This is a genomic window from Halodesulfovibrio sp., from assembly GCF_015482765.1.
In the GTDB taxonomy this organism is placed as follows: Bacteria; Desulfobacterota; Desulfovibrionia; order Desulfovibrionales; family Desulfovibrionaceae; genus Halodesulfovibrio.
Window position 1 is genome coordinate 108094 of the sequence record NZ_JADMLB010000043.1, and the last position, 24929, is coordinate 133022.

Annotated in this window: 21 protein-coding genes; 7 read left to right on the top strand and 14 right to left on the bottom strand. The window is 46.8% G+C overall.

Annotation, left to right across the window (positions count from 1 at the left end; all coding sequences use genetic code 11):
* Window positions 1-5: 5 nt before the first annotated feature.
* The 5 genes from trmD to ffh form a co-directional block, all read right to left on the bottom strand.
* The gene (gene trmD, locus QZY95_RS06955) at window positions 6-1283 is read right to left on the bottom strand and encodes a tRNA (guanosine(37)-N1)-methyltransferase TrmD (protein WP_290921150.1); all 1278 of its coding nucleotides are present in this window, start codon (window positions 1281-1283) and stop codon (window positions 6-8) included.
* A gap of 7 nt (window positions 1284-1290) precedes the next feature.
* Window positions 1291-1821, bottom strand: coding sequence for a ribosome maturation factor RimM (gene rimM / locus QZY95_RS06960; RefSeq protein ID WP_290921153.1), 531 nt, complete (start codon window positions 1819-1821; stop codon window positions 1291-1293).
* A 16-nt stretch (window positions 1822-1837) separates the two neighbouring features.
* On the bottom strand, window positions 1838-2071 hold the full coding sequence (locus QZY95_RS06965) for a KH domain-containing protein (protein ID WP_066852339.1): 234 nt from the start codon (window positions 2069-2071) through the stop codon (window positions 1838-1840).
* A gap of 82 nt (window positions 2072-2153) precedes the next feature.
* Entirely contained in the window at window positions 2154-2390 is a 237-nt protein-coding gene (gene rpsP, locus QZY95_RS06970; protein ID WP_066852338.1) for a 30S ribosomal protein S16, read from the bottom strand.
* Between the two features lie 100 nt (window positions 2391-2490).
* The gene (gene ffh / locus QZY95_RS06975; RefSeq protein WP_290921162.1) at window positions 2491-4053 is read right to left on the bottom strand and encodes a signal recognition particle protein; all 1563 of its coding nucleotides are present in this window, start codon (window positions 4051-4053) and stop codon (window positions 2491-2493) included.
* A gap of 348 nt (window positions 4054-4401) precedes the next feature.
* Here ffh and QZY95_RS06980 point away from each other — a divergent pair, with 348 nt between their 5' ends.
* Entirely contained in the window at window positions 4402-5673 is a 1272-nt protein-coding gene (locus tag QZY95_RS06980; protein ID WP_290921165.1) for a hypothetical protein, read from the top strand.
* Here the strand turns inward: QZY95_RS06980 and QZY95_RS06985 are convergent, their stop codons facing one another.
* The 4 genes from QZY95_RS06985 to QZY95_RS07000 form a co-directional block, all read right to left on the bottom strand.
* Window positions 5674-6744, bottom strand: coding sequence for a DUF6765 family protein (locus tag QZY95_RS06985; protein WP_290921167.1), 1071 nt, complete (start codon window positions 6742-6744; stop codon window positions 5674-5676).
* A gap of 171 nt (window positions 6745-6915) precedes the next feature.
* Window positions 6916-8106 (bottom strand): pyridoxal phosphate-dependent aminotransferase, encoded by a 1191-nt coding sequence (locus tag QZY95_RS06990; RefSeq protein WP_290921170.1) that lies wholly within the window; start codon window positions 8104-8106, stop codon window positions 6916-6918.
* Window positions 8107-8385: 279 nt separating this feature from the next.
* Window positions 8386-8646, bottom strand: a complete 261-nt coding sequence (locus QZY95_RS06995) for a hypothetical protein (protein ID WP_290921172.1) — start codon at window positions 8644-8646, stop codon at window positions 8386-8388.
* Window positions 8579-10195 (bottom strand): 3-phosphoshikimate 1-carboxyvinyltransferase, encoded by a 1617-nt coding sequence (locus tag QZY95_RS07000; RefSeq protein WP_290921175.1) that lies wholly within the window; start codon window positions 10193-10195, stop codon window positions 8579-8581. The genes QZY95_RS06995 and QZY95_RS07000 overlap by 68 nt, the downstream gene beginning before the upstream one ends.
* Before the next feature lie 769 nt (window positions 10196-10964).
* Here QZY95_RS07000 and aprB point away from each other — a divergent pair.
* From aprB to QZY95_RS07030, 6 genes are all read left to right on the top strand, one after another.
* Entirely contained in the window at window positions 10965-11453 is a 489-nt protein-coding gene (gene aprB, locus QZY95_RS07005; RefSeq protein ID WP_290921178.1) for an adenylyl-sulfate reductase subunit beta, read from the top strand.
* A 34-nt stretch (window positions 11454-11487) separates the two neighbouring features.
* Window positions 11488-13485 (top strand): adenylyl-sulfate reductase subunit alpha, encoded by a 1998-nt coding sequence (aprA, locus tag QZY95_RS07010; RefSeq protein ID WP_290921179.1) that lies wholly within the window; start codon window positions 11488-11490, stop codon window positions 13483-13485.
* Between the two features lie 171 nt (window positions 13486-13656).
* Window positions 13657-14895, top strand: coding sequence for a CoB--CoM heterodisulfide reductase iron-sulfur subunit A family protein (locus QZY95_RS07015; protein WP_290921183.1), 1239 nt, complete (start codon window positions 13657-13659; stop codon window positions 14893-14895).
* 5 nt (window positions 14896-14900) lie between these two features.
* A complete protein-coding gene (locus QZY95_RS07020; RefSeq protein WP_290921186.1) occupies window positions 14901-17141 on the top strand; it encodes a hydrogenase iron-sulfur subunit in 2241 nt (746 codons plus the stop codon).
* 13 nt (window positions 17142-17154) lie between these two features.
* Entirely contained in the window at window positions 17155-18306 is a 1152-nt protein-coding gene (gene qmoC / locus QZY95_RS07025) for a quinone-interacting membrane-bound oxidoreductase complex subunit QmoC (RefSeq protein WP_290921188.1), read from the top strand.
* 94 nt (window positions 18307-18400) lie between these two features.
* Complete coding sequence (locus QZY95_RS07030; RefSeq protein ID WP_290921190.1) at window positions 18401-19147, top strand: hypothetical protein; 747 nt, start codon at window positions 18401-18403, stop codon at window positions 19145-19147.
* A 238-nt stretch (window positions 19148-19385) separates the two neighbouring features.
* Here QZY95_RS07030 and QZY95_RS07035 read toward each other — a convergent pair whose 3' ends face one another.
* The 5 genes from QZY95_RS07035 to QZY95_RS07055 all read right to left on the bottom strand — a co-directional run.
* Window positions 19386-20732 carry a sensor domain-containing diguanylate cyclase gene (locus QZY95_RS07035; protein ID WP_290921192.1) on the bottom strand — a complete coding sequence of 449 codons (1347 nt, stop codon included), beginning with the start codon at window positions 20730-20732 and terminating at the stop codon, window positions 19386-19388.
* A gap of 532 nt (window positions 20733-21264) precedes the next feature.
* Window positions 21265-21741 carry a siroheme decarboxylase subunit alpha gene (locus tag QZY95_RS07040; protein ID WP_290921194.1) on the bottom strand — a complete coding sequence of 159 codons (477 nt, stop codon included), beginning with the start codon at window positions 21739-21741 and terminating at the stop codon, window positions 21265-21267.
* Window positions 21742-21774: 33 nt separating this feature from the next.
* Window positions 21775-22887: a heme b synthase gene (ahbD, locus tag QZY95_RS07045; RefSeq protein ID WP_290921204.1), complete on the bottom strand. Its 1113-nt coding sequence runs from the start codon at window positions 22885-22887 to the stop codon at window positions 21775-21777.
* Window positions 22888-23098: 211 nt separating this feature from the next.
* Window positions 23099-24091 carry a porphobilinogen synthase gene (gene hemB / locus QZY95_RS07050; RefSeq protein ID WP_290921196.1) on the bottom strand — a complete coding sequence of 331 codons (993 nt, stop codon included), beginning with the start codon at window positions 24089-24091 and terminating at the stop codon, window positions 23099-23101.
* 187 nt (window positions 24092-24278) lie between these two features.
* A partial coding sequence (locus QZY95_RS07055; RefSeq protein WP_290921198.1) for an SPASM domain-containing protein occupies window positions 24279-24929 on the bottom strand: 651 nt, incomplete at its 5' end.

Below are 24929 nucleotides of genomic sequence, written 5' to 3' on the forward strand. Positions count from 1 at the left end.
CAGCCCTATAAGGCATCACCCAATATCCGGTCAATGATGATAGCAGCTGCGGTTCTTACAGATAGGTGATTATATCCATCCAAGTACCGTACTGGACGCAGAGTTCTGTCACACATATCCAGAATCTGCGGCGCAAGACCGTGAGCTGTACCAAACAGGAGCAGTATCGGTCGGTCCACCATTACGTCACGTACTTGTTCGTAATGTATGTCACCAGCCCCTCTGGCACTCGTCGCAACCAGTAGAGGGCGTTGGCCGGTACGCTCTATAATATCCTCAATCGCTTCCTCGACATAGCGGACGCCCTTGATAATTTGCAGGGCTTCCCCTCTGTCAGGGTTAGCTGTTGTTCCCGCGCCTGTAACCCAATGCTTGAGAATATCTGCAAGCATTTGCTGTTGGTCCTCGATAGGCGTTGAAATATAGTACCCACCGAGTCCATAGGTGCATGAACAGCGGGCTATATCGTGAATGTCGAGATTTGTCAAAGAAACAGCAACAGATTTATTCTCTTTATTGACAACCGGATAGTGCACCAGTGCGCAATAAAGATTTCTTCCGATGCGTTCTCTGTCTTCATTCTTCAATGTTTCCATATCATTAGCGTCGAGTGGGGCACTATGAAGAATGTCGGGTCTTTCATGCAAAGTTAATTTTAAGGATTGCTCCTTGCGCCACTCTGCAATGCGCTTGTGGTCACCGGATCGTAAGACTTCGGGAACGGTTAATCCCTCATACTCAACAGGGCGAGTGTAGTGGGGGTACTCGAGCAGGCCGGAGGAAAAGCTTTCCTCGTCGCCGGAGTCTTCGTGTCCCATGTAACCGGGAACCAGTCGGGCTGTGGATTCAATAATAGATAGAGCAGCTGTTTCGCCACCATTAAGAACATAGTCTCCGATGGAAACCGGCTCAATGTCGAAAAGCTCCTCTAAACGGGCATCAAACCCCTCATACCGACCGCAAATTATTGTAAGATTTTCTTCCGAGGAAAGCTCTTTAGCCATGGACTGGGTAAAAGGTTTTCCTTTTGGCGCCATCATGAGGATGCGCCCCGGTTTTTTGATACTGCGCAGAGTCTGCACCAGAGGATCAAGCATCATGACCATGCCGGGACCGCCACCGTATGGACGATCATCGACAGTCTGATGTCTGTCTGTTGCAAACGTACGCGGGTTATGAAAATCGAAGGAGACCAGACCGGAGTCTGATGCCTTTTTCATAAGCCCGCAGGTTAGTGCAGAGTCAAAAAACTCCGGGAAAAGACTGACAATGTTAAACTGCATAATTGCGCTACTTCTCGCTTAGGTAGAGTTCCAGTAAGCCGGGAGGCGGCGCTATGGTAACAGTTGCATTTTCGATGTCGATGTCGCTGACAAATTCTTCTGTAGCAGGAAAGAGCACTTCTTTTTTGTCTTCGGTTGTAATAACCCAGACTTCTGCTCCGAGGTTGAACTGGAATGCTGTAATACGACCCACAAGTGTGCCGTTTTCAAGCATAACATTCATTCCTTCGAGCTGATGGAGGTACACTTCTTCTTCAGTGAGTTCCGGCAAATCAGCATCGGGAACCAAAACCTTCACATTGCGTAATTCTTCTGCACAGTTTCGGTCACGGCAACTTTCAAGCGTAAGTAATTCCTGCCCCTTGTGAGGGCGGGAAGATACAACCTTGTGTTCAACAGGTTTACTTTTGCCTTTTTGAAGCCAGACTGAGCCTTTCAAGAGAAAAGGGGAGTCTGCGAAGTAATTTACGCAGACTTCCCCCCGCAATCCGTGTGGCTTGACTATCAATCCAATTTCAATGAAATGAGTTTCAGTCATGTGCCCTTAGGACGTTCTATTCAAGAATTTCCAGAACAGAACGTTTCTTGGCTTTTGTGGAGGCGGCGCCGAGGATGGTTCGCATTGCGCGAGCAGTGCGGCCCTGTTTGCCGATTACCTTGCCAAGGTCTTCTTTTGCAACCTTGAGTTCCAGAACAGATGTCTGTTCACCTTCAACTTCGGTAACGATAACTTCGTCAGGGTTGTCCACCAGTGACTTAGCGATGTACTCAACTAGATCTTTCAACACGACTCACCTCCACTCGTTGTTCAGCATGATATCAATATCAACTATCGATGACCTGCTGAGAGAAAGCTGTCAACAGAAAAAGCTACTTAGCTTTCTTGATAAGACCACGAACGGTTGGAGTAGGCTCAGCGCCTTCTGCAAGCCATTTCTCGATCTTTTCCATGTCGAGCTTGATTTCAGCTGGTTCTACCATAGGGTTGTAGTAACCGAGGTATTCAAGAGGACGTCCGTCGCGACGGCTCAGGTTGTTAGCAGCCACCACGCGGTAAAATGCACGCTTCTTGTTGCCCATACGGGTCAGTCTCAACTTAACGGCCATATTGTTGTTCTCCCATTATATTTTGTAATCATATGGTTTTTTTTCAAGAAAGCAATACTGACATTGTTGAGTCAGCGTATTTCTTTATTCAGGGGCGAAATTATTTCTTTTTCTTACGACCCTGTTTTTTCTTTTTCTTTTCTTTTTTGCGGGCGTCGCGCTTTTTCTGGAGTTCCTTTTTAGACGGGCCGGAGGAATCATCCATGCCCATTCCAGGGAAACCGCCCATACCGGGAAGTCCACCCATACCAGGGAGACCGCCAGGCATTCCGCCCATACCGCCAAGGGCATTCATATCAGGCATTTCGCCGCCACCTAAGCCGCCCATGCCGGGAAGTTTAGGGAATTTGCCTTTTTTGCCCTTACCGCCACCCATCATTTGTTTCATCATTTGACGCATCTGCGTAAAGCTTTTGATAAGGTCGTTAACGTCTTTGAGTTTAAGACCACAACCTTTAGCAATACGCTCTTTACGGCTCTGATTGATGAGCTGCGGATTGCGGCGCTCCTGATTCGTCATTGAGTTGATAATAGCCTCAACACGATTCAGTTCGCTATCCGGCACATTGAGGTCACCGAGTTTGTTCTTCAGCGCACCCATGCCCGGAATCATTTTCAAGATGCTGTCCAGTGAACCGATTTTTTTCATGCGGCGCATCTGAGTACGGAAGTCTTCAAAATCGAATTCCGCCTTCTGCATCTTGAGAGCCATTTCTTCGGCTTCTTTTTCGCTTACTTCAGCCTGAGCTTTTTCAACGAGCGTAAGCACGTCGCCCATTCCAAGGATACGACCTGCAATACGGTCTGGATGGAATATTTCCATCTCAGAAAGTTTTTCACCCATACCGACAAATTTAACGGATTTGCCAGTTACGGATTTAATGGAAAGCGCTGCACCACCGCGTGCGTCACCGTCCATTTTGGTGAGTACTACACCAGAAATTTCAAGTTGATCGTTGAAGGATTCAGCAACGGTCACGGCATCCTGACCGGTCATTGCATCCGCAACAAACAAGATTTCCTGTGGAGAAACATTGCTCTTAATTGTAGCAAGTTCTTCCATTAACTGTTCGTCAATGTGTAGACGACCAGCGGTATCGATAAGAACAACATCGTATTCCTGCTCTTTTGCCTCAGCAAGAGCAGCAGATGCGATATCAACCGGATTCATGTCCGGAGTAGACTGATACGCAGGAATACCGAGCTGTTTAGCCAGTGTGTGTAACTGGTCAATAGCAGCAGGACGGTAAACGTCAGCCGGTACTAAGAACGGCTTTTTATTCTGCTTGCGTAATAAGTTGGCAAGCTTTGCAGAAGAAGTAGTTTTACCGGAACCCTGCAAACCGACCATCATAATGACTGCCGGTTTAGAGCCAGAAATGTTCAGCTCTGTAGTGTCGCCACCAAGAAGCTCAACAAGCTCGTCGTGTACTATCTTGATTACCTGCTGAGCAGGGTCGACACCTTTCAGTACATCCTGACCAAGACATTTATCACCCACACGAGCAACAAATTCTTTAACAACTTTAAAGTTAACGTCTGCTTCGAGCAGTGCAAGGCGCACTTCTCTCAGGCCAGCTTGTACGTTTTCTTCGTTCAAGGTCTTTTGACCACTGAACTTTTCAAATACACCGTTTAATCTGTCAGATAAGGTCTCAAACATCAGCACTCCGCAAGATAGACATAAGAGATGGTTCGTTAAGTGAGATTACGAAATAAGTCAAGTTTAGAATGGCAGATGCCCAAGAGCCCCAACCGGCTAGCGAGGTGTACTGTATTTCATAATGAAAGGAAAGTATGCATTTAACGGCAAATCCGGCTTTTTGTCCGCAGAAGGACTTTTTTTTAACGTTATCCGCAGGATTGAAAAACTTCTTTTGCTGTTTTTATTTTATTCGGCGAGAGGGTATAGCTATTCAACATCTTATAATATCGTAATAAAGTGATCAAGAATACATAGCTAAAAGGCATGGTTATTTGTTTTCTTGAAGGAAAGGACTGATGTTTTTTTATGTACACACTTCGAATTGCCTCATTCATTCGTAAGGTGTTGTTGAGCAGGATAGGAAGTAGAGAGGAACAGGCAGAAGAAAATTCCGGTGGAGAGGAAGCTCTTCTGTCGTTAACACAGGATTCTGAAGAGAACGTTGAGACAAACAGCCTTACGGGGAGGTCGGATACTTATTTCGAGCACCCTGAAAATGATTCCACACTTGGAATGTTGTTTGACTGGAGCGGGACAGAGCTGTTGTTGCCTTCGGAAATAGCCGACGGAATCGCCTTTGCTGGGCAAGTGATCATGTGGAAGGACGGGGAGCTTTCAGAATTTTTACAACAGCCATTTAGTGAGGCAATGCACTATCTGGCTGATGGTCTGGATCGACTGGACGGGCTGGAAGAAGGTATAGTCAGCGTTGCTAGTCTGGATGTATTATCATTGTTGGAAGAACGTGCGGCTGTTCATTTGCCAGATGAGCAGCCTTTTTATGGTCAACAAAATCATTATGTTCTGTCATCAGACAGTAATTTTAATGAGGTGAGTAGGACGGAAGATGTCTTTTCTGACTCGTCAAGTCTTGTTGCTGAGAATAGGTATGACAGTTACCTCAATGAAATGCATCTCCCTGAAAATAGCGAACGTAGCGATTTTATGGGAGACGTTTTGGGTGGGGAACGCCTAGGGCATGACGGTGGGGACTATATACATTTTTATGATGGAGAGCCTATACGGCTAGGTGAACCGGTAGTCGTTGATCCTTTGACAGGAAAAGTTAAAGAGCATTTTTCCGATGTAGGTGGTGGGCAGAACAGTTTGGGAGACGATGGCTCAGATGAGCCTGTTCCGCCTTCTAGTGGTGATAGTGGTTCTTCGGGTGGAGATAGCGGGCCTGGTCAAGGGTTAACAAACCCCGGCGGCAAGCATCTGCCTACTTTTGAAGATGAGTTTGGAACAGACCATGCCTTAAAGGTAAATGTAGATAGCTACAGGGGAACTGTAACTATTGATGGAACACGTCTTGAGGATGGTGACGTTGTTTTGATTGAACGATTTGATTTGGGAGAGGATTCGCTACGGATAGAATCAATTTTTACAGATGAGACAATGATCAGCCTGCGTGATAATACGCCGGAAGAGTATGCAGGGGAGAATGGGGAATCAATTCTGACGTTTGCTGTGGAGGTCGGCAAAGGCGAAGAGTGTGCTGTTGCCTTTGTTGGGCTTACTTACAACGAGTATATGGATTTTATTACACAACAAATGCAGGTGAAGGGTGATGTGTGATTAAAGCACACTGATATCATATGCTGGCAATAGTTCTTGTAAAACATATGTTCTATGCACCGAAGCTGCTTGATGGAATTTAAAAATATCCATCTCTGTAATCAAACCACACTCAGGACAGCTGGCAAGTTCTTCGCAGCTGTTTTTCCACATCTGTCCTTTATACGGTGGTATTTCTTCCTGCCTTCCTTCTAAAAATCCTCCTTGCGCCATTGCGAATTGCCAGAAGCCGGAACGCTGGTGTTTATTCCCTGGGCTCGCAAAAATTATAGCCAGAGAGTCTTGAATGTTCTCAAAAGGAATGGGGGAACGTTCTGTAAGGTCAGGGCGTTGCTCTGCAAATTGAACAAAAAGGCTGTAAAGGCTTTCTGCTGCTTCCATAAAATCATCTGGATTATATCGTCTAATGACTTGCTTTGGCTCTTCTTCTGTTGCGTAAGACCATGCAAGATAGGGGAGATCAGGGTAAACAGCCGTGGCTCCGTGTCCTACTACTCCTGCTGTATTATCTTCCTGCATTTTTATGTTGGGGCGGACATATTCAAACCGCTCAAGAAAACGCATTCGCTCTTCGGCAAGGGCGGAGTCTTCGTTTTGCGGTTCCATAATTGTAATAGAATCTGGTTTTACACTGTTTTTACGTGAGCTGACACCCGAAAAATTGTAGTGGGAAAACGTGTCTGCAATCACATGAGCGGTAATACCTAGCAGCAACGGTGCGAAGTTTTTATGAGATAGGGTAAGGTGGTGGTCTGTCATTTCAGCAGCGACGGTGCTGTTTTTTTTGCAGACAAGACGTTCAGTGAATGTTTCACCAAATGCAGCAGGAAGGAAATGGAAAGGAATCCAGATAGAGCGTTGTGCTTGAGAAGATATATTTTCGTTTTGATGGCTGTGGTGGCCCGTAGGGAATGTGGTGAACTGCCCGCCGTCTGAGAATCGGATAGTCATACCCGAGGTGTTGTCATCAACAAATTGGGAGGCGGTAGCAATCAGTTCGGCCGTTTCCGGCGTTAGTCCTGCTACGCGTGCCAAAGTATATGTTCCGTAATAATGCATATCAATCTGCATGGACATACTCCCTGAGTTCGTTAATGACGCTGTATCAATTGTAAAATTTAAAAAAGACCATATGTTTATTACGTTACAAATTCAGTTATTTAATACGACTTCTTTGTTGAAAATTAGACAAAAAATAAGGGTGTGAACTTTTTGTTTCACACCCTTATTTGTAGTATTGAGTTAGGCTACGCTGTCAATTGCGCGTTTAAAGCCTTCAGCTGATCGATTAATTACTTCTTCTTCAACACAGAAGGTTAAGCGGAAGTAGCCCGGGCCACCGAAGCCGGAGCCTGGGACTGCGAGGATTTTTTCTTCCATGAGTCGGTTGCAGAATTCCACATCGTTTCCACCCGGTGCTTTCGGGAAGAAGTAGAAGGCGCCTTTAGGCAGATGGAAATCATATCCGGCATCAGAAAGAACTTTTGCCATGGCGTCACGGCGGCTTTCATAAATAGCAGGATCAACTTGAGCAGTAAGCGCAGCTTTGAGCATGTGCTGTCCAACAACCGGAGGATTCACAAAGCCAAGAATACGGTTTGTGAGCATGAGTCCGTTGATGAGCTGCTGACGGTCTTCCATGCGCGGAGTAACTGCGATGTATCCTACACGTTCTCCAGCCATGGAAAGGTTTTTGGAGAATGAGGACATAACGACTGCATAATCATACAGGGGAAGAATGCTCGGAACATCAATGCCGTCAAATGCGAGGAAGCGGTATGGCTCATCAGCAATGAGGTAAATAGGGCGGCTGTTAGCTTTGTTGTGTTTTTCAAGAACAGCTGCGAGTTGCTTCAACTCTTCTTCAGTGTAGACAGCCCCTGTAGGGTTGTTAGGAGAGTTGATAATCAGTGCGCGAGTCTTAGGTGTAATGGCTGCATCAATTGCTTCAATATCCAGTTCAAACGTGTCCGGCTTGGACATAACTGTCTTGAATGAAGCCTGATGGTTTGATGTGTAGAAGCCGTATTCAACAAAGAACGGTGCAACAGCTAAAACTTCATCACCCGGTTCCATTACTGCGCGGAAAAACGCGTTCATTGCGCCTGCAGCACCACAGGTAAGGACTGCGTCGTCTGCTGTAATTTCAACGCCCTGTTCTTTCTTGACTAAGTCCGCAATAATTTGGCGTGCCCAAGGGAAGCCGCCGTTCGGCATATACCCGAACGTAAACGGGGTGTCTGTTTCTTTTGCAAGGTCGGTAAGAATGTCACCGATCATTGCAGGTGCAGGAACGTCTGGGTTGCCGAGACTGAAGTCGCATACTGCATCTGCACCGTATTGCTTCTTCAAAGCAATGCCGGATTCAAACATTTTTCTGATCCATGAAGAGTTTTCGATGAATCCGGTAATTTGAGAGGAAAGAAGTTGCATGAGATACCTCGTATGAAATGCGTCGTAAATTACAGGTTACCGGCACTTGCTCATACAAAGACGCCAGCTGTCAGAAAGTTCCTCCACAGAGTCGTTGGATGAGGAGCGATGTGCAGACAGGGGGGCGTTCGTTGTTCTGCAACTGGTACGTGCAGGAGAGGATTGCCGGCATTATATTTACTAAATTGTTATTTAGAAATTGATAGGCAATCTTACGGCAAGTGTCCAGTTTCAGGAAAATAAAAAACGCCGCACTGTGATAGTGCGGCGTTTTTACTTTTAAAATGGCTCAGCTTCCATACGGAGTCTGTTCCGTCTGTTCATTGCAAATTGTCTGTTAACTTCTGCAATGTTCTTTTTTTGACGGTTTGCATGAATTTCACTGGCATGGAAGATTCCCTTTGCAGGGTCTTCAGAGGCAACCAGCTCACGAAACGCGTCTTCAATAGCTTTAAGTTCGCTATCGTACTGTTTAATCAGTGCTTCCACCTCTGGAATTGTTGTCGGCAAAGACTCTACGTCTTTTTGGCTTGTCTCCACTTCTTTCCTCCCTTTGCTTACGAACCATGGTTGGCTCTGGAAGAGTGTTGTAGAACATCCAGAATGTAGGCATCAGGTCAGTAACTGTACCCGGGTTGGAAAGCTGAAGCGGACGGTTGATAAACGCAAGCTGTCCAAGTGCCATGGTCCAGAATGCGTCAGGGCTTGTCCAGACTTTAGCATGCGGAGTGTCTGCATTCGGATGCACTTTATTATCTTCAAGGCTCATGTTGGCCTGTGCAGCGAAGCTTTCAATTACTTCGTTTGCAGTGCCTGCCGGTGCAGCAGGGATTTCAACAGGAGACTTGGTGGCAGCAGCTTTAATGCAGGTAAGTGCCATGGCAAGCGGGAAATAGCTGGCCGGCAGGTTGTGCATATCAACTGGTTCTGTGGAGTGGCCGCGTTCCGGTTTGGCAGCGATAATGCTGTCCGGTTTAACCGCAACAGTAAGACCTACAGACTGGAGCAGAGAAACAACTGCATCGCCTTCTGCGGTTCCTTTTGGCCATGTGCCGCGCAGTGCAACTTTACCGCCTGCAAAAGCAGGGTAAGCAAGAAGGCTGGCACAGATTGTAGGGTCCATGGTGATTGCAGGGTATACAGGGAAGTCCGGCTCTTCAGCGAGAACTACCAGGTTGGTGCCTTCAATCTCATGTTCGATACCCGCAGATTCAAAGATAGGAGCAACAATAGCAAGTGCGTTTGTTGCAGCTTCGTTCTGAGAGAGATCAAGAGAAACAGTCATACCCCATGTGGTTGCAGCAACAAGAGTTGCTACTACAGCTTCTTCAGACAGGTTTTCCGGAATAACAACTGTTTCCGGAATAACGCCGGAGCACTCAAGTCGTACTGGCAGACCGTTTGATCTAGGTACAACGTGCGCAATGCGTGCGCCAAGCTGAGGCAGGAAGTTGCGGAATGCAGAAAGGTCTGCATCTTTAAGTGTAGAACCGCCGGTAAGCTTGAGAGTGCCATGAGCAGCAGCAGCCTGTAATGCGAGAAGGTATACGTTAAATTCGCTGTTTCCTGCGAAGATTACCTTGTCTGCAAAGTCCAGAGCTTTGGACTCTTTACAGAAGAGGTCGTTACCTTTCCAGCCGAGGCGTGCGCCAGCCTGATTGAAGGCTTTAACGATGTCAGACACAGGGTGGGCAGTAGAAATGCCGGTGAGGTTGCACTCAACGCCGTTCGCAGCGGCAAGAGCAATCCAGATCTGTGTCGGAAGCAGAGCAGCAGGGCCTGTAATGTCTACGTTTACAGGCTGTGTGTTAGGAGCAAGTCCAAAGCTGGACTGTTCTTCTGCATCGTCACGGGAGATAAAATCAATATCCTGAAGCAAAGTAAACATCTGGTGAGCAAGACGCGGGTCACGGCTGAATTTAGATGCAGCCTCTTCCCATGCCAGACGAATTCGCTTTTCATTTGAAATAGAATCAGTACCTGCGCCTTCTTTTTTGCGGCGACGGGTCTTTTTAAGAAGCTTGGATCGACGAGCCAACAGTTTTAAAAGCTCAAGATCAAGTTCGGAAATTTCTTCAACTAGGGTCATATTTTTTTTCATTGGAATGTAGCCTTACTTTGTGGGTGTGGCGTTCCCCTAGCCTGAAACCGCTAGAGTCGCAAGTGGAAATCCGGCTTTCTTGCAAAAAGTTTGTTTGAGGGAATGTATCATAAAGATAGAGAAGGTGGGTTTTATAGAACATGAGGAAGGCGGCCGAGCGGGTGATCGGATAGTTTGAATCTATAGTAGCACGATATTATGAGGGGTATTTTTGAATGTGCTTAATTTCACAATAGGCACATAATACGACAAAAGAGCAGATGTTGTGAATGTGTGAACAAGCGCATTTCTTTTCTTGAATGTAAAAGTAGATTCTTAACGTGTTAGAATTGCAACGTAATAAAACAGTTATGGTTTGCGGGGTAAAATCGCACGTGAAAAAAAGCGTTAAGTTATCTCTGATTTGCTTGCAACATCCTGCCAATAATTGTAAATATCTAGTGTCCATCTGGCAAAACCCAGCAAGGCAAGAATAATTGTTCTTACAAGAAATGCTGCAAAAACAGCTAGTTAAAAGAAAAGAAAAAGTCTTTGTGAAAAAAGTGCACAAGATGCTTGACCTTTTCTCCAAAGCTTTGTTAGAACTTTCACAAGCGATACGGAAAGCGCCCGCATCGCTGTCTCTTCCTGATTCGGTGGAGCCTGGATGAGGCGGGAAATATGTTCCTGCTTTATCGACTCCATCGAGTGGTGGACCCCATCGTGGGAAAAAAGCTTTTTAGGTAAACCCCTTAATCGTTGTGTTGGAGGATTAGGTATGCCGACATATGTAGACCCGTCCAAGTGTGATGGCTGCAAAGGTGGCGAGAAAACCGCTTGCATGTACATCTGCCCCAACGACCTCATGATTCTCGATGCAGATGAAATGAAGGCCTTCAACCAGGAGCCAGAAGCATGTTGGGAATGCTACTCCTGTGTTAAAATTTGTCCTCAGGGCGCAATCACAGCACGTCCATATGCTGACTTTGCTCCTCTTGGTGGTACATGTATCCCAATGCGTTCCGCTGATTCTATCATGTGGACCGTTAAGTTCCGTAACGGTAATGTAAAACGCTTCAAATTCCCTATCCGTACTACTCCTGAAGGCTCAATTAAGCCTTTCGAAGGTAAGCCGGAGCCAACTGACCTCGATAACGAGCTGCTCTTTACTGAAGCAGAGCTTGCTGCTCCAATCGAAGCTATGGGTCAGAAGTTTGAAGTTGCAGAAGCTGACATTACAATGGTCAAAAAGGCCTCTGCGGTTTAATTTTTACGGAATTTATTCCTAAGGAGATATTATCATGCCGATGATTCCCGTTAAGGAACAGCCAAGAGGCGTTGCGATTGCAGATCCTGCAGTTGTAGAACATGATGTTGATATCCTCATGGTTGGCGGTGGTATGGGTAACTGTGGTGCAGCATTTGAAGCCGTACGTTGGGCTGAAAAATACGCACCTGAGCTCAAAATTCTGCTCGTTGATAAAGCTGCACTCGAACGTTCCGGTGCTGTAGCACAGGGTCTTTCTGCAATTAACACCTACCTTGGTGACAACACTGCAGACGACTACGTTCGTATGGTTCGTACTGACCTCATGGGTCTCGTACGTGAAGACCTTATCTTCGACCTTGGTCGTCACGTTGATGACTCTGTTCACCTCTTTGAAGAGTGGGGCCTCCCTTGCTGGATCAAAGATGAGAACGACAAGAACCTCGACGGTGCTGCTGCTAAAGCTGCTGGCAAGTCTCTCCGTAATGGTGACTCCCCAGTTCGCTCCGGTCGCTGGCAGATGATGATCAACGGTGAAGCATACAAATGCATCGTTGCTGAAGCTGCTAAAAACGCACTTGGCGAAGACCGTATCCAGGAACGTATCTTCATCGTTAAGCTTCTTCTCGATGCTAACGAAGAAAACCGTATTGCTGGTGCAGTAGGCTTTAACCTTCGTGATAACGAAGTACACGTATACCGTACCAATGCTATGGTTGTAGCATGTGGTGGTGCAGTTAACGTTTACAAGCCTCGTTCAACTGGTGAAGGTATGGGTCGTGCATGGTACCCAGTATGGAACGCAGGTTCCACATACACCATGTGTGCTCAGGTTGGCGCAGAAATGACCATGATGGAAAACCGCTTCGTACCAGCTCGTTTTAAAGATGGTTACGGTCCGGTTGGCGCATGGTTCCTTCTCTTCAAAGCTAAAGCAACTAACTTCCGCGGCGAAGACTACTGCGTAACTAACCGCGCAATGCTCAAGCCTTACGAAGATCGCGGCTACGCTAAAGGTCACATTATTCCTACCTGTCTGCGTAACCACATGATGCTCCGTGAAATGCGTGAAGGTCGTGGTCCAATTTACATGGATACCAAGACTGCACTGCAGACCACATTCGAAACTCTTACTCCTGCTGAACAGAAGCACCTTGAGTCTGAAGCATGGGAAGACTTCCTCGACATGTGTGTTGGCCAGGCTAACCTCTGGGCTGCAATGAACATTCAGCCAGAAGAAACCGGTTCTGAAATCATGCCAACCGAGCCTTACCTCCTTGGTTCTCACTCTGGTTGTTGTGGTATCTGGGCTTCCGGTCCAGACGAAGAATGGGTTCCAGAAGACTACAAAGTACGCGCTGCAAACGGCAAAGTATACAACCGTATGACTTCCGTTATGGGCCTCTGGACTTGTGCTGACGGTGTTGGTGCATCTGGTCACAAGTTCTCCTCCGGTTCTCACGCAGAAGGCCGTATTTGTGGTAAACAGATGGTACGCTGGTGCATCGACCACAAAGACTACAAACCTGCAGTTGCTGAAGACTCCAAAGATCTTGCGGAACTCATTTACCGTCCGTTCAAGAACTACGAAGCAGGCAAAGCAGTTTCTACTGACCCAGTAGTTAACCCAGAATACATCTCTCCTAAGAACTTCATGATGCGTCTGGTTAAAGCTACTGACGAATACGGTGGTGGCGTAAGTACATACTACACTACTTCTGATGCAGCTCTCACAACAGGTTTCCACCTGCTTGATATGCTCGAAGAAGACTCCCTCAAACTGGCTGCTCGTGACCTTCACGAACTCCTCCGTTGTTGGGAAAACTACCATCGTCTCTGGACTGTACGTCTCCACATGCAGCACATCGCATTCCGTACAGAAACCCGTTACCCTGGTTTCTACTACCGTGCTGACTTCATGGGTCTTGATGACTCCAAGTGGAAATGCTTCGTTAACTCCAAGTACGATCCGAAGACTGGTGAAACCACCATCTTCAAGAAGCCTTACTACCAGATCATTCCTACTGCATAATCTGTAGAGCTTCTTACTGAACGTCCGGGGCGGTTGCGGGACACCGCAATCGCCCCTTTTTCTTCCCTTATCAATTCGGTCTAAGCTGAGACAGTAAGTGCTCTCAACTTATTGTCTGTGCTTAGGCCGTTTTGACTATAGGCCCGAAACAACTGTAGGGAGGATTGCTAAATGTCGAACTCCATACTCGTCGTCGGAGGCGGATTCAGCGGCCTTACTGCCGCTCTTGAAGCTGCTGAGCTCGGCTACGAAGTGTACATCGTTGAGAAATCTCCTTTTCTCGGCGGCAGAGTGGCACAGCTGAATAAATATTTTCCAAAGCTCTGCCCTCCATCCTGTGGATTGGAGATTCAGTTCCAGCGTATTAAAAAGAATCCGAATGTTAAGTTTTTAACAATGGCAACTGTGGATTCTGTTGAAGGTGAATCTGGAAACTTTACTGTCAAAGTTTCTATTGCTCCTCGCTGTACTGCTCCAAGCAGCGCTGACCTTGGTGAACTTGCTTCTTCTCTTGAAAGCGAAGTAGCAGATGAGTTCAACCTTGGGCTTGCAACCCGTAAACCGCTTTACATGGACACGCCTTTTGCGTTCCCGAATCGCTATGTTCTGGAACCAAAAAAATTAAGCAGTGCTGATGCAATTAAAGTCGGTGCTTCTGATGCGTGTGATCTTAATGAGGCTCCAAAAGAGATTGAACTCTCTGTTGGCAGCATCATTCTCGCTACCGGTTGGAAACCGTACGATGTTACCAACCTTACCAACCTTGGCGCAGGCCAGATTACCAACTGTATTTCAAACATGCAGATGGAACGCCTCGCTTCCCCTAACGGTCCTACTGACGGTGCTATTTCCCGTCCATCTGACGGCAAGGCTCCTGAAAAGATCGCTTTCGTGCAGTGTGCCGGTTCTCGTGATCAGAACCACTTGGGATTCTGCTCCTACATTTGCTGCATGGCTTCTCTCAAGCAAGCTCTGTACGTTCGCGAACAGTACCCGGATGCTGACGTCACTATTTACTACATCGATATGCGTACCCCTGGTCGTTATGACAAATTTATGCGCAAAGCTATTGCCGATGAGAAATTACATCTCGTTAAAGGTAAAGTAGCCGGTGTTGAAGAAGATGCAGCAACAGGCGATGTGATTGTTGAAGTTGAAGATGCTGTAAAAGGTCATAAAGCTAAGATTCGTCACGACATGGTAGTACTTGCTACCGGTATGCAGCCTAGCCTTGCAGGCGAAGCTAACCCGTTCGGGGTTACTCTTGATGAAGAAGGCTTTGTTGTTGATGGCGAAGCAAAAGGCATCTTCTCTGCTGGTTGTGCTCAAAAGCCTCTGGATGTTATGCGCACTGCTCAGTCCGGTACTAGTGCAGCGCTTAAAGCAATCCAGACGGTTCGTGGGAGGTAGGTAGAATGGCCGAAAAAATTGGCGTATATTTTGACCAGTCTGCACTCGGCATTATTGATGCTGAAGAGTTAAGCACTGGCGTATCTAACAAGTTTGGCGATGCCTGCCCTGTCGTAAAAGTTTTTCCTGTGCTTGCAGCTGCCAGTGCACGTGAAGAAATTAAAAAAGACATTGTTGAGCACGGGCTTGACGGAATCGCAATTTGCGGTTCTTCCCCTCGTGTTGACTGGGATATCTACGAGTTTGAGAACGTTATTGTAGAGCGCGTTAACCTTCGCGAACAATGTGCAATGGCGTACAAAAACCCTGATGGAACTATTCCGGCTGCGGGTGGTGCTGCTCCTGAACTGCTTATGGCCATGGCGAAAGACTATGTGACCATGGGTATTATCAAGCTTCAGAAAACAGCAACTCCAGAACCGCCTGAGTTTGAATCTGTAAAAACTATCCTCGTTCTCGGTGGTGGTTGGGCAGGTTTGACCGCAGCGAAGCAGGCAGCTGATTACGGATACAGCGTAATTCTGGTGGAAAAAGATGCACAGCTCGGTGGTAAAGCACTGAATATGCTCAAAACTGTTCCTCTTGAATTCCCGTATGAAGAAGCGCATGACACAGGTCTTGAAGCTAAAATTGAAGAAGTAACAGCAAATGAGAATGTTAAGGTAGTTCTTAACGCAACTGTTGAAAAACTTACTGGTACTCCTGGTCAGTACACCGCACTGGTTGGCGGTCAGGAATACAACGTAGGTGCAGTTGTTCTCGCAGCTGGCTGGAAGCCGATGGATAACGAGTTACTCGCTCCTTTCGGTTACGGCAATGTGCCTAACGTTGTTACCTCTGCTGAATATGAATTGCTCGCTCGTGACGGCAAGCTGGATGCAAAACGCGTTGCATTTATCGTTAATACCGAGACTGTAACCGGTGGTGACATCTATTCTGCTCCTGAAGAAGTTGAAGCTGAAGAAGCTGCATCCGAAGAGGAAGAAGAAGGATACGTACATGAAGACCTTGAGTCTGTACGTCACCTTGCATACTCCAGCTACGTGAACTCCATGATCGCTCTTAAGCATGCAAACTACCTTTGCGATGCTCACGAAGATGCACGTGCATACGTATTGTATGACTCCATGGTTGTTCCCGGCATCCACGAACGTTACTACAAAGCAGCGCAGGATCGCCTCGGCATCATGATGTCCAAGGCTGAAATTAAAGGCATTGCTGAAGAAGACGGTTCTCTTGTTGTTTCTGCAGGCAACACTCTTATGGGTGAAGATGTAGAAATTCCAGTAGATATGGTTGTTCTTCCTACAGGTATTGTTCCTGCAACTGCTAAAGATCCAGTAATGAACTTTGACTACCGTCAGGGTCCAGCATTCCCGGATCTTGATCTCTTCGACGGTTTTGCAGATTCCAACTACATCTGCTTCCCATATGAAACTCGTCGTACCGGCGTTTACGCAGCAGGTTGTGTTCGTCAGCCAATGATGATGGACGCAGTAGAAGAAGACGCAATCGGCGCAACCATGAAAGCTATTCAGTGCATTGAATCTGCTAACCGTGGTGTTGCTGTTCATCCTCGTTCCGGTGACTTAAGCTACCCTGTATTCAACTTTGTTCGTTGTACTCAGTGTAAGCGTTGTACAGAAGAGTGTCCGTTCGGCGCTCTGGACGATGATGAGAAAGGTACTCCGCTTCCAAACCTCAGCCGCTGTCGCCGCTGTGGTACCTGTATGGGTGCTTGTCCGGAACGTGTTATCTCCTTCGATAACTACAACATTGACCAGATCGGTTCTATGATCCGTGAAATCGATGTACCGGATGACATGGAAGAGGGCGGCCCGCGCGTTCTGATCCTTGCATGTGAAAACGACGCATACCCTGCACTTGATATGGCAGCCATCCGCGGTAAATCATGGAGCCCGTACGTACGTATTATTCCAGTACGTTGTCTCGGTTCTGTAAACGCAATTTGGGTTGCTGACGCAATGTCCAAAGGTATTGACGGCGTTATGCTGCTCGGTTGTAAATACGGCGACGACTACCAGTGCCACTTTGTGAAAGGTTCTGAGATTTGTAACCGTCGTAAAGACAACATTGCTGAAACTCTGGAACGCCTCGGTGTAGAACCTGACCGCGTAGAACAGTATGAAGTTGCAATTGATGAGTACGATAAAGTACCTGGTATGATTGACAGCTTTATGGATATGGTCTTCGAGAAAGGTCCTAACCCATTCAAGGGCTACTAGGAGGAGATGGAAAATGGCTCAAAGAATCGAACCTGATCTTCAGTTTGTAAAAGAGTTGCAAGCTGTCGGTGGGGACTCGCTGAAAAAGTGCTACCAGTGCGCCACATGCAGCGTAGCCTGCCCCATCTCTCCAGCAAGCAATCCTTACCCGCGTAAGGAGATGGTATGGGCTTCATGGGGGCTTAAAGACAAGCTTCTGAACAACCCTGATATCTGGCTTTGTCATAACTGCGGTACATGTTCAGACATGTGCCCGCGTGGTGCAAAGCCGGGCGATCTTCTCGCAGCTCTGCGTAACATGGTATATCAGCGCATCAATCCGATGCCGTTTATCGGTAAGTGGCTCTCCAGCCCAAAATACCTGATTAACCTGATTGCCATTCCTGCTATCATTTGGGCCGTTGTTTGGTTCATTCGTGCAGGGCAGATTGGTTCCTTCTTCCCAGAAGGCGAGATTGTTTACGGTAAGCTTTTCCCTGGTGATTTCACCATTGACCCTATTTTCATGATCACCTTCTTCGGAATGGTGGGTATTTTCTTCAAGGGTGCAAAAAATCTTCTGGCTACATTTAAACCGGAAGGTGAAGTGCTGGTACTTGGTAAACAAAAATCCATGTTCCGTTGCTTCATAGATGTTCTTATTGAAGAAGTTGCAACCCATAAGAAGTTCAAAGACTGCGGCGACGACAAGTCAGATCGTAAAACCGGTCACTTACTTGTATTCTATGCATTCCTAGCACTTATGGTCGTTACCGGATTAATTGCTGCATCCCATTGGGGCGGTAAACTTATCCCGATGATTGATCTTTTGCATACACCGCTTAACCTGCTTAACCCTGTTAAGATTCTGGCTAACCTTGGTGCTATCGCTCTGATCGTTGGTTTGGCTATCCTTACCAATACCCGTCGCGGTAAAGATCCGGAAAAAACCAAGTCTAATTACTATGACTGGTATCTGTTGAATGTCATCTGGGCAGTCGCTCTGACAGGCGTATTATCCGAGCTCTTCCGCTTGGCCGCTATCCCCCAGATTGCGTACTCCGTGTACTACGTTCACTTGGTAACAGTATGGATGCTCTTCGCGTACCTTCCTTGGTCAAAACTTGGCCACATTGTGTACCGTACCATCGCGCTTACCTATGTACGTCACATGGGACGCCAATAAGAAACGACTATGTGCCTGCCTAGGCGGGCACACTTCTTAAAACAAGAAAAGACCATTACGAAAACAAATCTTTCCTTGATAATAGGAGGCCCCAATGTCTGATGAAGCTCGTAGAGTTTTCAAAATGGAAACAATCCTCGGTCTGATCGCCGGTAAAGGCGGCACCGATGTTTCTGATTTGCTTTGCTACCTCACCCAGCGTGAACTTTCCGCTGACGAAGAAGGTGTAGTAGCACCTATGTCCAAAGGCTGGCTGTACAGCATGGAACCACGTTTTATGCAGTGTTGCTACGAAGAAGGCGAACCATTTGATGCTTGGACTAAGAAACACGCATCTAAGCTGGGCGGCAACGTTTCTGTTGAGCCTATTCCAGCTGCTGATATGGCAAGCATTTCTATCGTTCTTGATAAATTAGCAGATGCCAAAGCTACTGTAGCAGAGCAGTCTGCTGCTATTGAAGGCCTTCAGGCTAACGTAGCAGAGTTTGAGCCGTTCAAAGCTCAGGCCGCAGATCTTGAGAAAAAAGTTGAAGATCTTTCCGGTAAGCTTGAAGCTGCTCAGACTGATCTCGCAAAAGCTAAGAAAGAACTCAAAACTTTCGAAGGCAAAGTTGCAATCAACGAAACAGAAGTTGAATCTTCTGTTAAAGATATCGTTTCTCGAGCAGTTAAAGATGCTCTTGCTACTCTTCCTGCTGGTGCAGCAGTTGCAGCTGCGGCTGCTGATGGCGCAGAGCCAGCACCATTTGAAGAAGCTCCTGCTGAAGATGCTGGCAGCTCCGTACCGGATGATTTCGGATTTGGTGCTTCCGGTAGCGATGACAGCGGATTTGGTTTCTAAGCTTAGCTCAGCTTTATTCCATCCAGTTAGAAAGCCCGACTGCAATGCAGTCGGGCTTTTTTTGTTCTGTAAAAAGGAAGCATGTAAAAGGTGGCAGGCAGGGGAGCTTACTTGGAACAATAAGAAGGGCGTAAGAAAAGAGAGAGGTCGTAGCAGAGTGAAAACAGCTTCGACAGAGCAATGTAAGAAAAACGGAATTTGAAGTAAGGGAGGCTGGAGGGGCTGTCTATTTGCCTGATTAAATGCTCGCCAGCATTTCAAGCTGTTCATTGATTTTGCTGGCCTTGCTGGAACGCTTCATTTCATACATGGAAGCATCAGCAGCTCGTAACAGATCCGTGATGGTGTTGCCATCAGCAGGATACTGGCTTGTACCTGCACTTGCAGATACAGAGTGGTCAGTACCACCTAAAGAAATTGGCTCAGCAATAGAGTCAAGAAGACCTTCGGTGATGTTTGCAAGCGCTTTAGAGCACGTCACATTGTTGAGTATGACAATAAACTCATCGCCGCCAAGACGAGCTGTGAAGTCAGAGCTTCGACAGTTACTGACAAGGCGTTGTGCAATAGCTTCTAGAACCCTGTCGCCTGTATAGTGCCCGTGTGTGTCATTGATAGGCTTAAAGTTGTTCAGATCAATAAAAACAACCGCAAACGGTGAAGGCGTTGTTTTCGATAAGAGCGCCTCAATATGGTTTTCGAGGGCGTTTCTGTTGTGAATCCCTGTGGTGCTGTCAATATTTGCACAGCGTGTCAGTTCGATTTCTGACTGCTTTTTTTGCGTAATATCCGAGATAATATTTTCAATGGATTCAAGCTGCCCGTTTTCATCAAACTTGCCACTGGAACTGATAGTCATCCAACCGAGTGTTCCGTCTCTACGTACAAATTCAAAGTCGTAGCCAATGGCAATCTTATTTTCTAGGACTATTTTTATGTACTGATCACGCTGTTCCGGATAGCGCCATAGATCGCGAACGTACGTTACTTCTTTTAGAAGTTGTTTTGGTGAATCATATCCACAGATAGTAGCCATTGCGGGGTTGGCTTCAGTCAGACGACCATCATACTGTACCGTAGTAATCCCTTCGGCGGCATTCCAGAAAAGATTTTTGTAGCGCTTGGTTGTGTCACGGAGATCCTGTTCGACACGTTTCCTGTGCGTAATATCTGTGGCAATACCGACCATTCCAAAGATGTCACCATCTTTCTTTTTGAGAGGGCGACGGGTTACCTCAAAGTGGTGCAGGCGTTTACCCATAAGCGTTGAAAATTCTGCATGATGTAGGGGGGATAATGTATTGGTCGTACCAGACGAAAATTCAGGCGGAGAGAGGAAAGAGTATTTCTTGAGAGTGGTGTTATCTATCTCTCCAAAAGTTTTATTGAATGCCTTGTTTGTGAATGGATATTGTTGGCTTTTATCTCTAACAAACACAGGGACAGGAAGAGCATTAAGTACATTCTGTAAAAAGAGATATTGATCTTCAATTTTTTGATAGATAGTGAAATGCTTAGTAATGTCGATGATCATAGCTTCAACATCACCATTATCATACTTCTCTGCAGTAATGAGAACCTTCAATAAAGAATTGTTAACTGTACACGTGGCAGGGTAATTTTCTACTCTTTTATTTTTCTCTAACTCTTTAATAAGTCCTTCACGAGATTCTTTTGAAAGAAACTCTCCGTGTACAATTTCGCTATGAGTACTCTTGTTTATCTTCTTAATACCAAGAAGATTAGCTCCAGTACTATTTATTGCAGTGACTTTATCAGTAAATATATTAAAGCGAATGGCAATTATCGCACCAGAGCTATAAAGTTTAGACCTAAAATACGGACTAAACCTTCCAAAGTCTTTAAGTGTGTAAAACCTGTTGCATAATAACCCATATAAGAATCTTGGTTTTTTGTAGACAAGAAAAAAGAACGCAAGAAAAAGTACTATACCTGTGTATAGAAGCAAAAGAAAAATAAGAAAGTATGGGTTGATAAGATCTGACATAGATTAGCCTTCTATACTACTGGGAAAAGCATAAGTAAATGGCGCAACTATCTAAATTATAGCAGTTGCGCCATTCTTATATAGGAAGACTGTTATTGTCTTGCAGGTATTATTTTTCAGTAAGATTGAAGTCTACTTTAATCTTATACAGTTCTGTTGCAGGCAGGTTGAGTATTTCAATACCGGTCTTTTCGGTAATTTCAGCAAGGGTCGCTACTACAGCATCCCAGCTTGGGCCGATAAATGTAAACCAGATGTTGAATTTATGGTCTCGAAGGTAGTTGTGCGTTACTCCGGTATGGGAGTTTACTTCTGCCACAAAAGAATCGATTTGATCTTCAGGCACCTGTGCTGCACACAATGTTGAACGCCAGCCAAGTCCTTTGGAGTTAAAGTTAGCGCCAAGGCGTCTGATGATCTTACGTTCTTTAAGTGACCGTACTGTTGCTAATGCTTCAGCTTCAGTCAGACCTACCTGCTCGCCGATAACTTCGTACGGGCGTGGAGCAATAGGAAAACCGGATTGAATAATAGTCAGAACTTTGCGGTCAGTGCTGCTCAGCGCAGATTCCAGTTGTTTATCCATTTCGACCTCGATGATATGGCGTTACACGGAGTATTATTTTTGGCGGCGCGGCTGGTAGCTGCACAGCGGCTCTTCAGCCATGTGTGAGCCCTTCATGGAGTATCCGCGGGCACGGCAGCCACCGCACACGTTGTGGTACTCACAGACTCCGCACTTGCCATCATATTCTTCTTTAGTACGGAACTGACGGAAGTATTCAGACTTACGCCAGATTTCAGGAAACGGTGTTTGTTTAATCTGTCCACAGTCCAGTTCAAGGTAGCCGCAAGGCTGAACCTGACCGGTGTGGGAGATAAAACAGAAACCAGTGCCGCCAAGACAACCGCGTGTGAAGGCGTCCATGCCGAAGTTCTCAGCATTAACAGCAAGACCCTCTTCTTTAGCGCGTTGACGCATGATGCGGTAGTAGTGTGGTGCACAGGTTGCTTTAAGGTGCATGTTGGTGGTCTTACGGAAATCGTAGAACCAGTTAAGCACTTCTTCGTATTCCTCTGCGGTAATAACTTCAGCACCCATCTGGGCTGCACGTCCAGTTGGAACCAGCAGGAAAATGTGCCACGCAACGGCTCCAAGCTCTTCACAAAGATTAAAAATCTGTTTGAAGTACGGAAGATTCTGACGTGTTACCGTTGTATTAATCTGGAATTCAATACCTGCCTCTTTCAGATACTCAATACCACGCAGAGACATGTCGAATGCTCCTTCCACGCCTCGGAAGTCGTCGTGGAATTCAGCACTAGGGCCATCAATAGAGATGGAGCAGCGTTGAACACCGGAGTCTTTCATTTTCTGTGCAGTCTCAGGTGTAATGAGTGTTCCGTTTGGAGACATAACACAGCGGAGCCCTTTTTCTGTCGCGTAGGCGACAAGCTCGTAAACATCTGGACGCATCATCGGGTCACCACCAGTAAAGATGATGATCGGATTACCAACACTCGGGAAGGTATCGATAAGCGCTTTTGCTTCATCTGTGTCCAGTTCGCCCGGATATGGCTCTTCGTGTGCTTCTGCGCGACAGTGTTTGCAGGCAAGGTTGCACGAACGGGTTACTTCCCATGCAATAAGCTTACAGGAAGGGGAGCCGTCTTCAAGAGTGCGTGCCATGGAGCCGGAAAGGCCATTTCCATGAGGGTGACCCGCAGGCATCTTTCCGTGCGGATGACCACCGGGGTGGCCTTCAGGCATCTGTGGATGCCCTGCAGGCTTTTCAGCCTGAGCCGGACGGTTCTGCGGAGGTAATCCTGTATCCAGAATTGCTTCCTTGTGGGCATGCATGTGGCCAAGCGGTGCTTTTTCAGCAATGCGTCCAATGTCTTTGGAAGCGCAGCCGCAAAGTGATTCTTTTTTTTCTGACATATTATTGCACCAATCCACGTTTGATAATGTCTTCGGCAAAATAGGTGATAATGGTATCAGCACCGGCGCGTTTAATGGCGAGAAGTGATTCCATGATAACTGCATCCTGATCAATCCAGTCGTTTTGGGCTGCTGCCATGATCATGGAGTACTCACCGCTAACCTGATACGCAACAAGCGGCAGATCAAAGCCGTCGCGGAGCATACGGATGATATCAAGATATGCGCCTGCCGGTTTTACCATGAGGAAATCTGTTTCTTCCAGAACATCTGCTGTGGCTTCGCGAAGAGCTTCACGGCTGTTGGCAGGGTCCATCTGGTAGCTTTTACGGTCCCCAGCCTGCGGAGTAGATTCAGCAGCATCGCGGAATGGTCCGTAGAAAGCTGAAGCGTATTTAACCGCATAGGACATAATAGGGAGATCAGCAAAGCCTTCAGCATCAAGTGCTTCTCTAAGTGCCTGAATACGTCCATCCATCATGTCTGATGGAGCAACGATGTCTGCACCGGCCTTTGCATGGGAAACAGCTACACGCTGGAGGAGTTCAAGAGTTGCATCGTTTGCAACGGTGACATCATCATGTTTTTTCTGAAGAATGCCGCAGTGTCCGTGGTCTGTGTATTCACAGAGGCAGACATCTGTAACGACAACAAGTTCCGGATGACGGTCTTTTGCAAGGCGTACGGCGCGCTGTACAATACCGTCTTCAGCGTAGCCTTCGGAGCCGGTGGCGTCCTTACATTTAGGAATACCGAAGAGAAGAATAGAGCGGACGCCTGCATCAACTGCTTCAGCAAGTTGTTTTTCAAATTCGTCCAGAGAAAGCTGAAACTGTCCGGGCATGGAAGGAATTTCTTTGCGGAAGGCAGAGTCTTCAGTATCCACAACGAAATAAGGCATAATCAGGTCTTGAGCTGTCACATGGTTTTCGCGAACAAGTGCACGCATAGCTTTTGTGCTGCGAAGGCGACGCCCTCTGTAGAAGTCTGCCATTGAATCCTCCTGATCGTTAAGGATCGGTTCGTTCTGTTTCAGCAGGATAGGGAAAGGGAAGTTGAAGGAACCGGCGAGCTACATGAGCAGAGCTGGTTGTGCTGCTGAAACGTAGTTATAAAAGGACTCCCGCTCTTCCAGAGCGGAACAGCGGGAGCCGGTAGAATCATAATTTAGCGGGAAGCTGCTACTCAGGACGAATTTCGTCGTCGGTGAGGTAACACGCAGGATCCTGTGCCCATTCATCGCCGTAAACAGCTTCAGCACGAGCGCGGAAGTTACCGCCACAGATGTTGAGGAAGCGACATTTAGCACAACGTCCACCAACATGCTGTTTTTTGTCTTTCATTTTGGAAAGAAGTTCGATGTCCATGTCGTCCCAGATTTCGGAGAACGGACGTTCGAGAACGTTACCGAATACTTTTTCTCTCCAGAACTGGTCAGGGTGAACGCTGCCGTCCCAGCTGATGCAGCCGATGCCGCGACCGGAGCTGTTGCCTTCGTTGAACTGAAGCAGTTCAAATACTTCTTTAGCACGCTCAGGGTCTTCGCGGAGCATACGCATCCAAACGTAAGGGCCGTCTGCATGGTTGTCTACGGTAAGAACTTCTTTTGGGTGACCGGCTTCGTGCAGTTTTTTGGTTTCATCCATGATGAGGTCAACAACGTTACGAGTTGCCTGATGGTCGAGATCTTCTTTAATGATTTCGGAACCACGGCCGGAGTACACAAGGTGGTACAGACAGATGCGTGGAATTTCCATATCTTTAAGAAGCTGGAAAACTTTCGGGATTTCAGGAGCATTCTGCTTGTTGATAGTGAGACGAAGACCAACTTT

Coding starts and splice junctions, on each gene's coding strand:
- rpsP (WP_066852338.1), bottom strand. CDS start 2,390: ATGGCCGTTAAGTTGAGACTGACCCGTATGGGCAACAAGAAGCGTGCA.
- aprB (WP_290921178.1), top strand. CDS start 10,965: ATGCCGACATATGTAGACCCGTCCAAGTGTGATGGCTGCAAAGGTGGC.
- rimM (WP_290921153.1), bottom strand. CDS start 1,821: ATGACTGAAACTCATTTCATTGAAATTGGATTGATAGTCAAGCCACAC.
- QZY95_RS07000 (WP_290921175.1), bottom strand. CDS start 10,195: ATGACCCTAGTTGAAGAAATTTCCGAACTTGATCTTGAGCTTTTAAAA.
- ahbD (WP_290921204.1), bottom strand. CDS start 22,887: ATGCCTGCGGGTCACCCTCATGGAAATGGCCTTTCCGGCTCCATGGCA.
- qmoC (WP_290921188.1), top strand. CDS start 17,155: ATGGCTCAAAGAATCGAACCTGATCTTCAGTTTGTAAAAGAGTTGCAA.
- QZY95_RS07030 (WP_290921190.1), top strand. CDS start 18,401: ATGTCTGATGAAGCTCGTAGAGTTTTCAAAATGGAAACAATCCTCGGT.
- aprA (WP_290921179.1), top strand. CDS start 11,488: ATGCCGATGATTCCCGTTAAGGAACAGCCAAGAGGCGTTGCGATTGCA.
- QZY95_RS07040 (WP_290921194.1), bottom strand. CDS start 21,741: ATGGATAAACAACTGGAATCTGCGCTGAGCAGCACTGACCGCAAAGTT.
- ffh (WP_290921162.1), bottom strand. CDS start 4,053: ATGTTTGAGACCTTATCTGACAGATTAAACGGTGTATTTGAAAAGTTC.
- QZY95_RS07015 (WP_290921183.1), top strand. CDS start 13,657: ATGTCGAACTCCATACTCGTCGTCGGAGGCGGATTCAGCGGCCTTACT.
- QZY95_RS06980 (WP_290921165.1), top strand. CDS start 4,402: ATGTACACACTTCGAATTGCCTCATTCATTCGTAAGGTGTTGTTGAGC.
- QZY95_RS07020 (WP_290921186.1), top strand. CDS start 14,901: ATGGCCGAAAAAATTGGCGTATATTTTGACCAGTCTGCACTCGGCATT.
- hemB (WP_290921196.1), bottom strand. CDS start 24,091: ATGGCAGACTTCTACAGAGGGCGTCGCCTTCGCAGCACAAAAGCTATG.
- QZY95_RS06985 (WP_290921167.1), bottom strand. CDS start 6,744: ATGCAGATTGATATGCATTATTACGGAACATATACTTTGGCACGCGTA.
- trmD (WP_290921150.1), bottom strand. CDS start 1,283: ATGCAGTTTAACATTGTCAGTCTTTTCCCGGAGTTTTTTGACTCTGCA.
- QZY95_RS06990 (WP_290921170.1), bottom strand. CDS start 8,106: ATGCAACTTCTTTCCTCTCAAATTACCGGATTCATCGAAAACTCTTCA.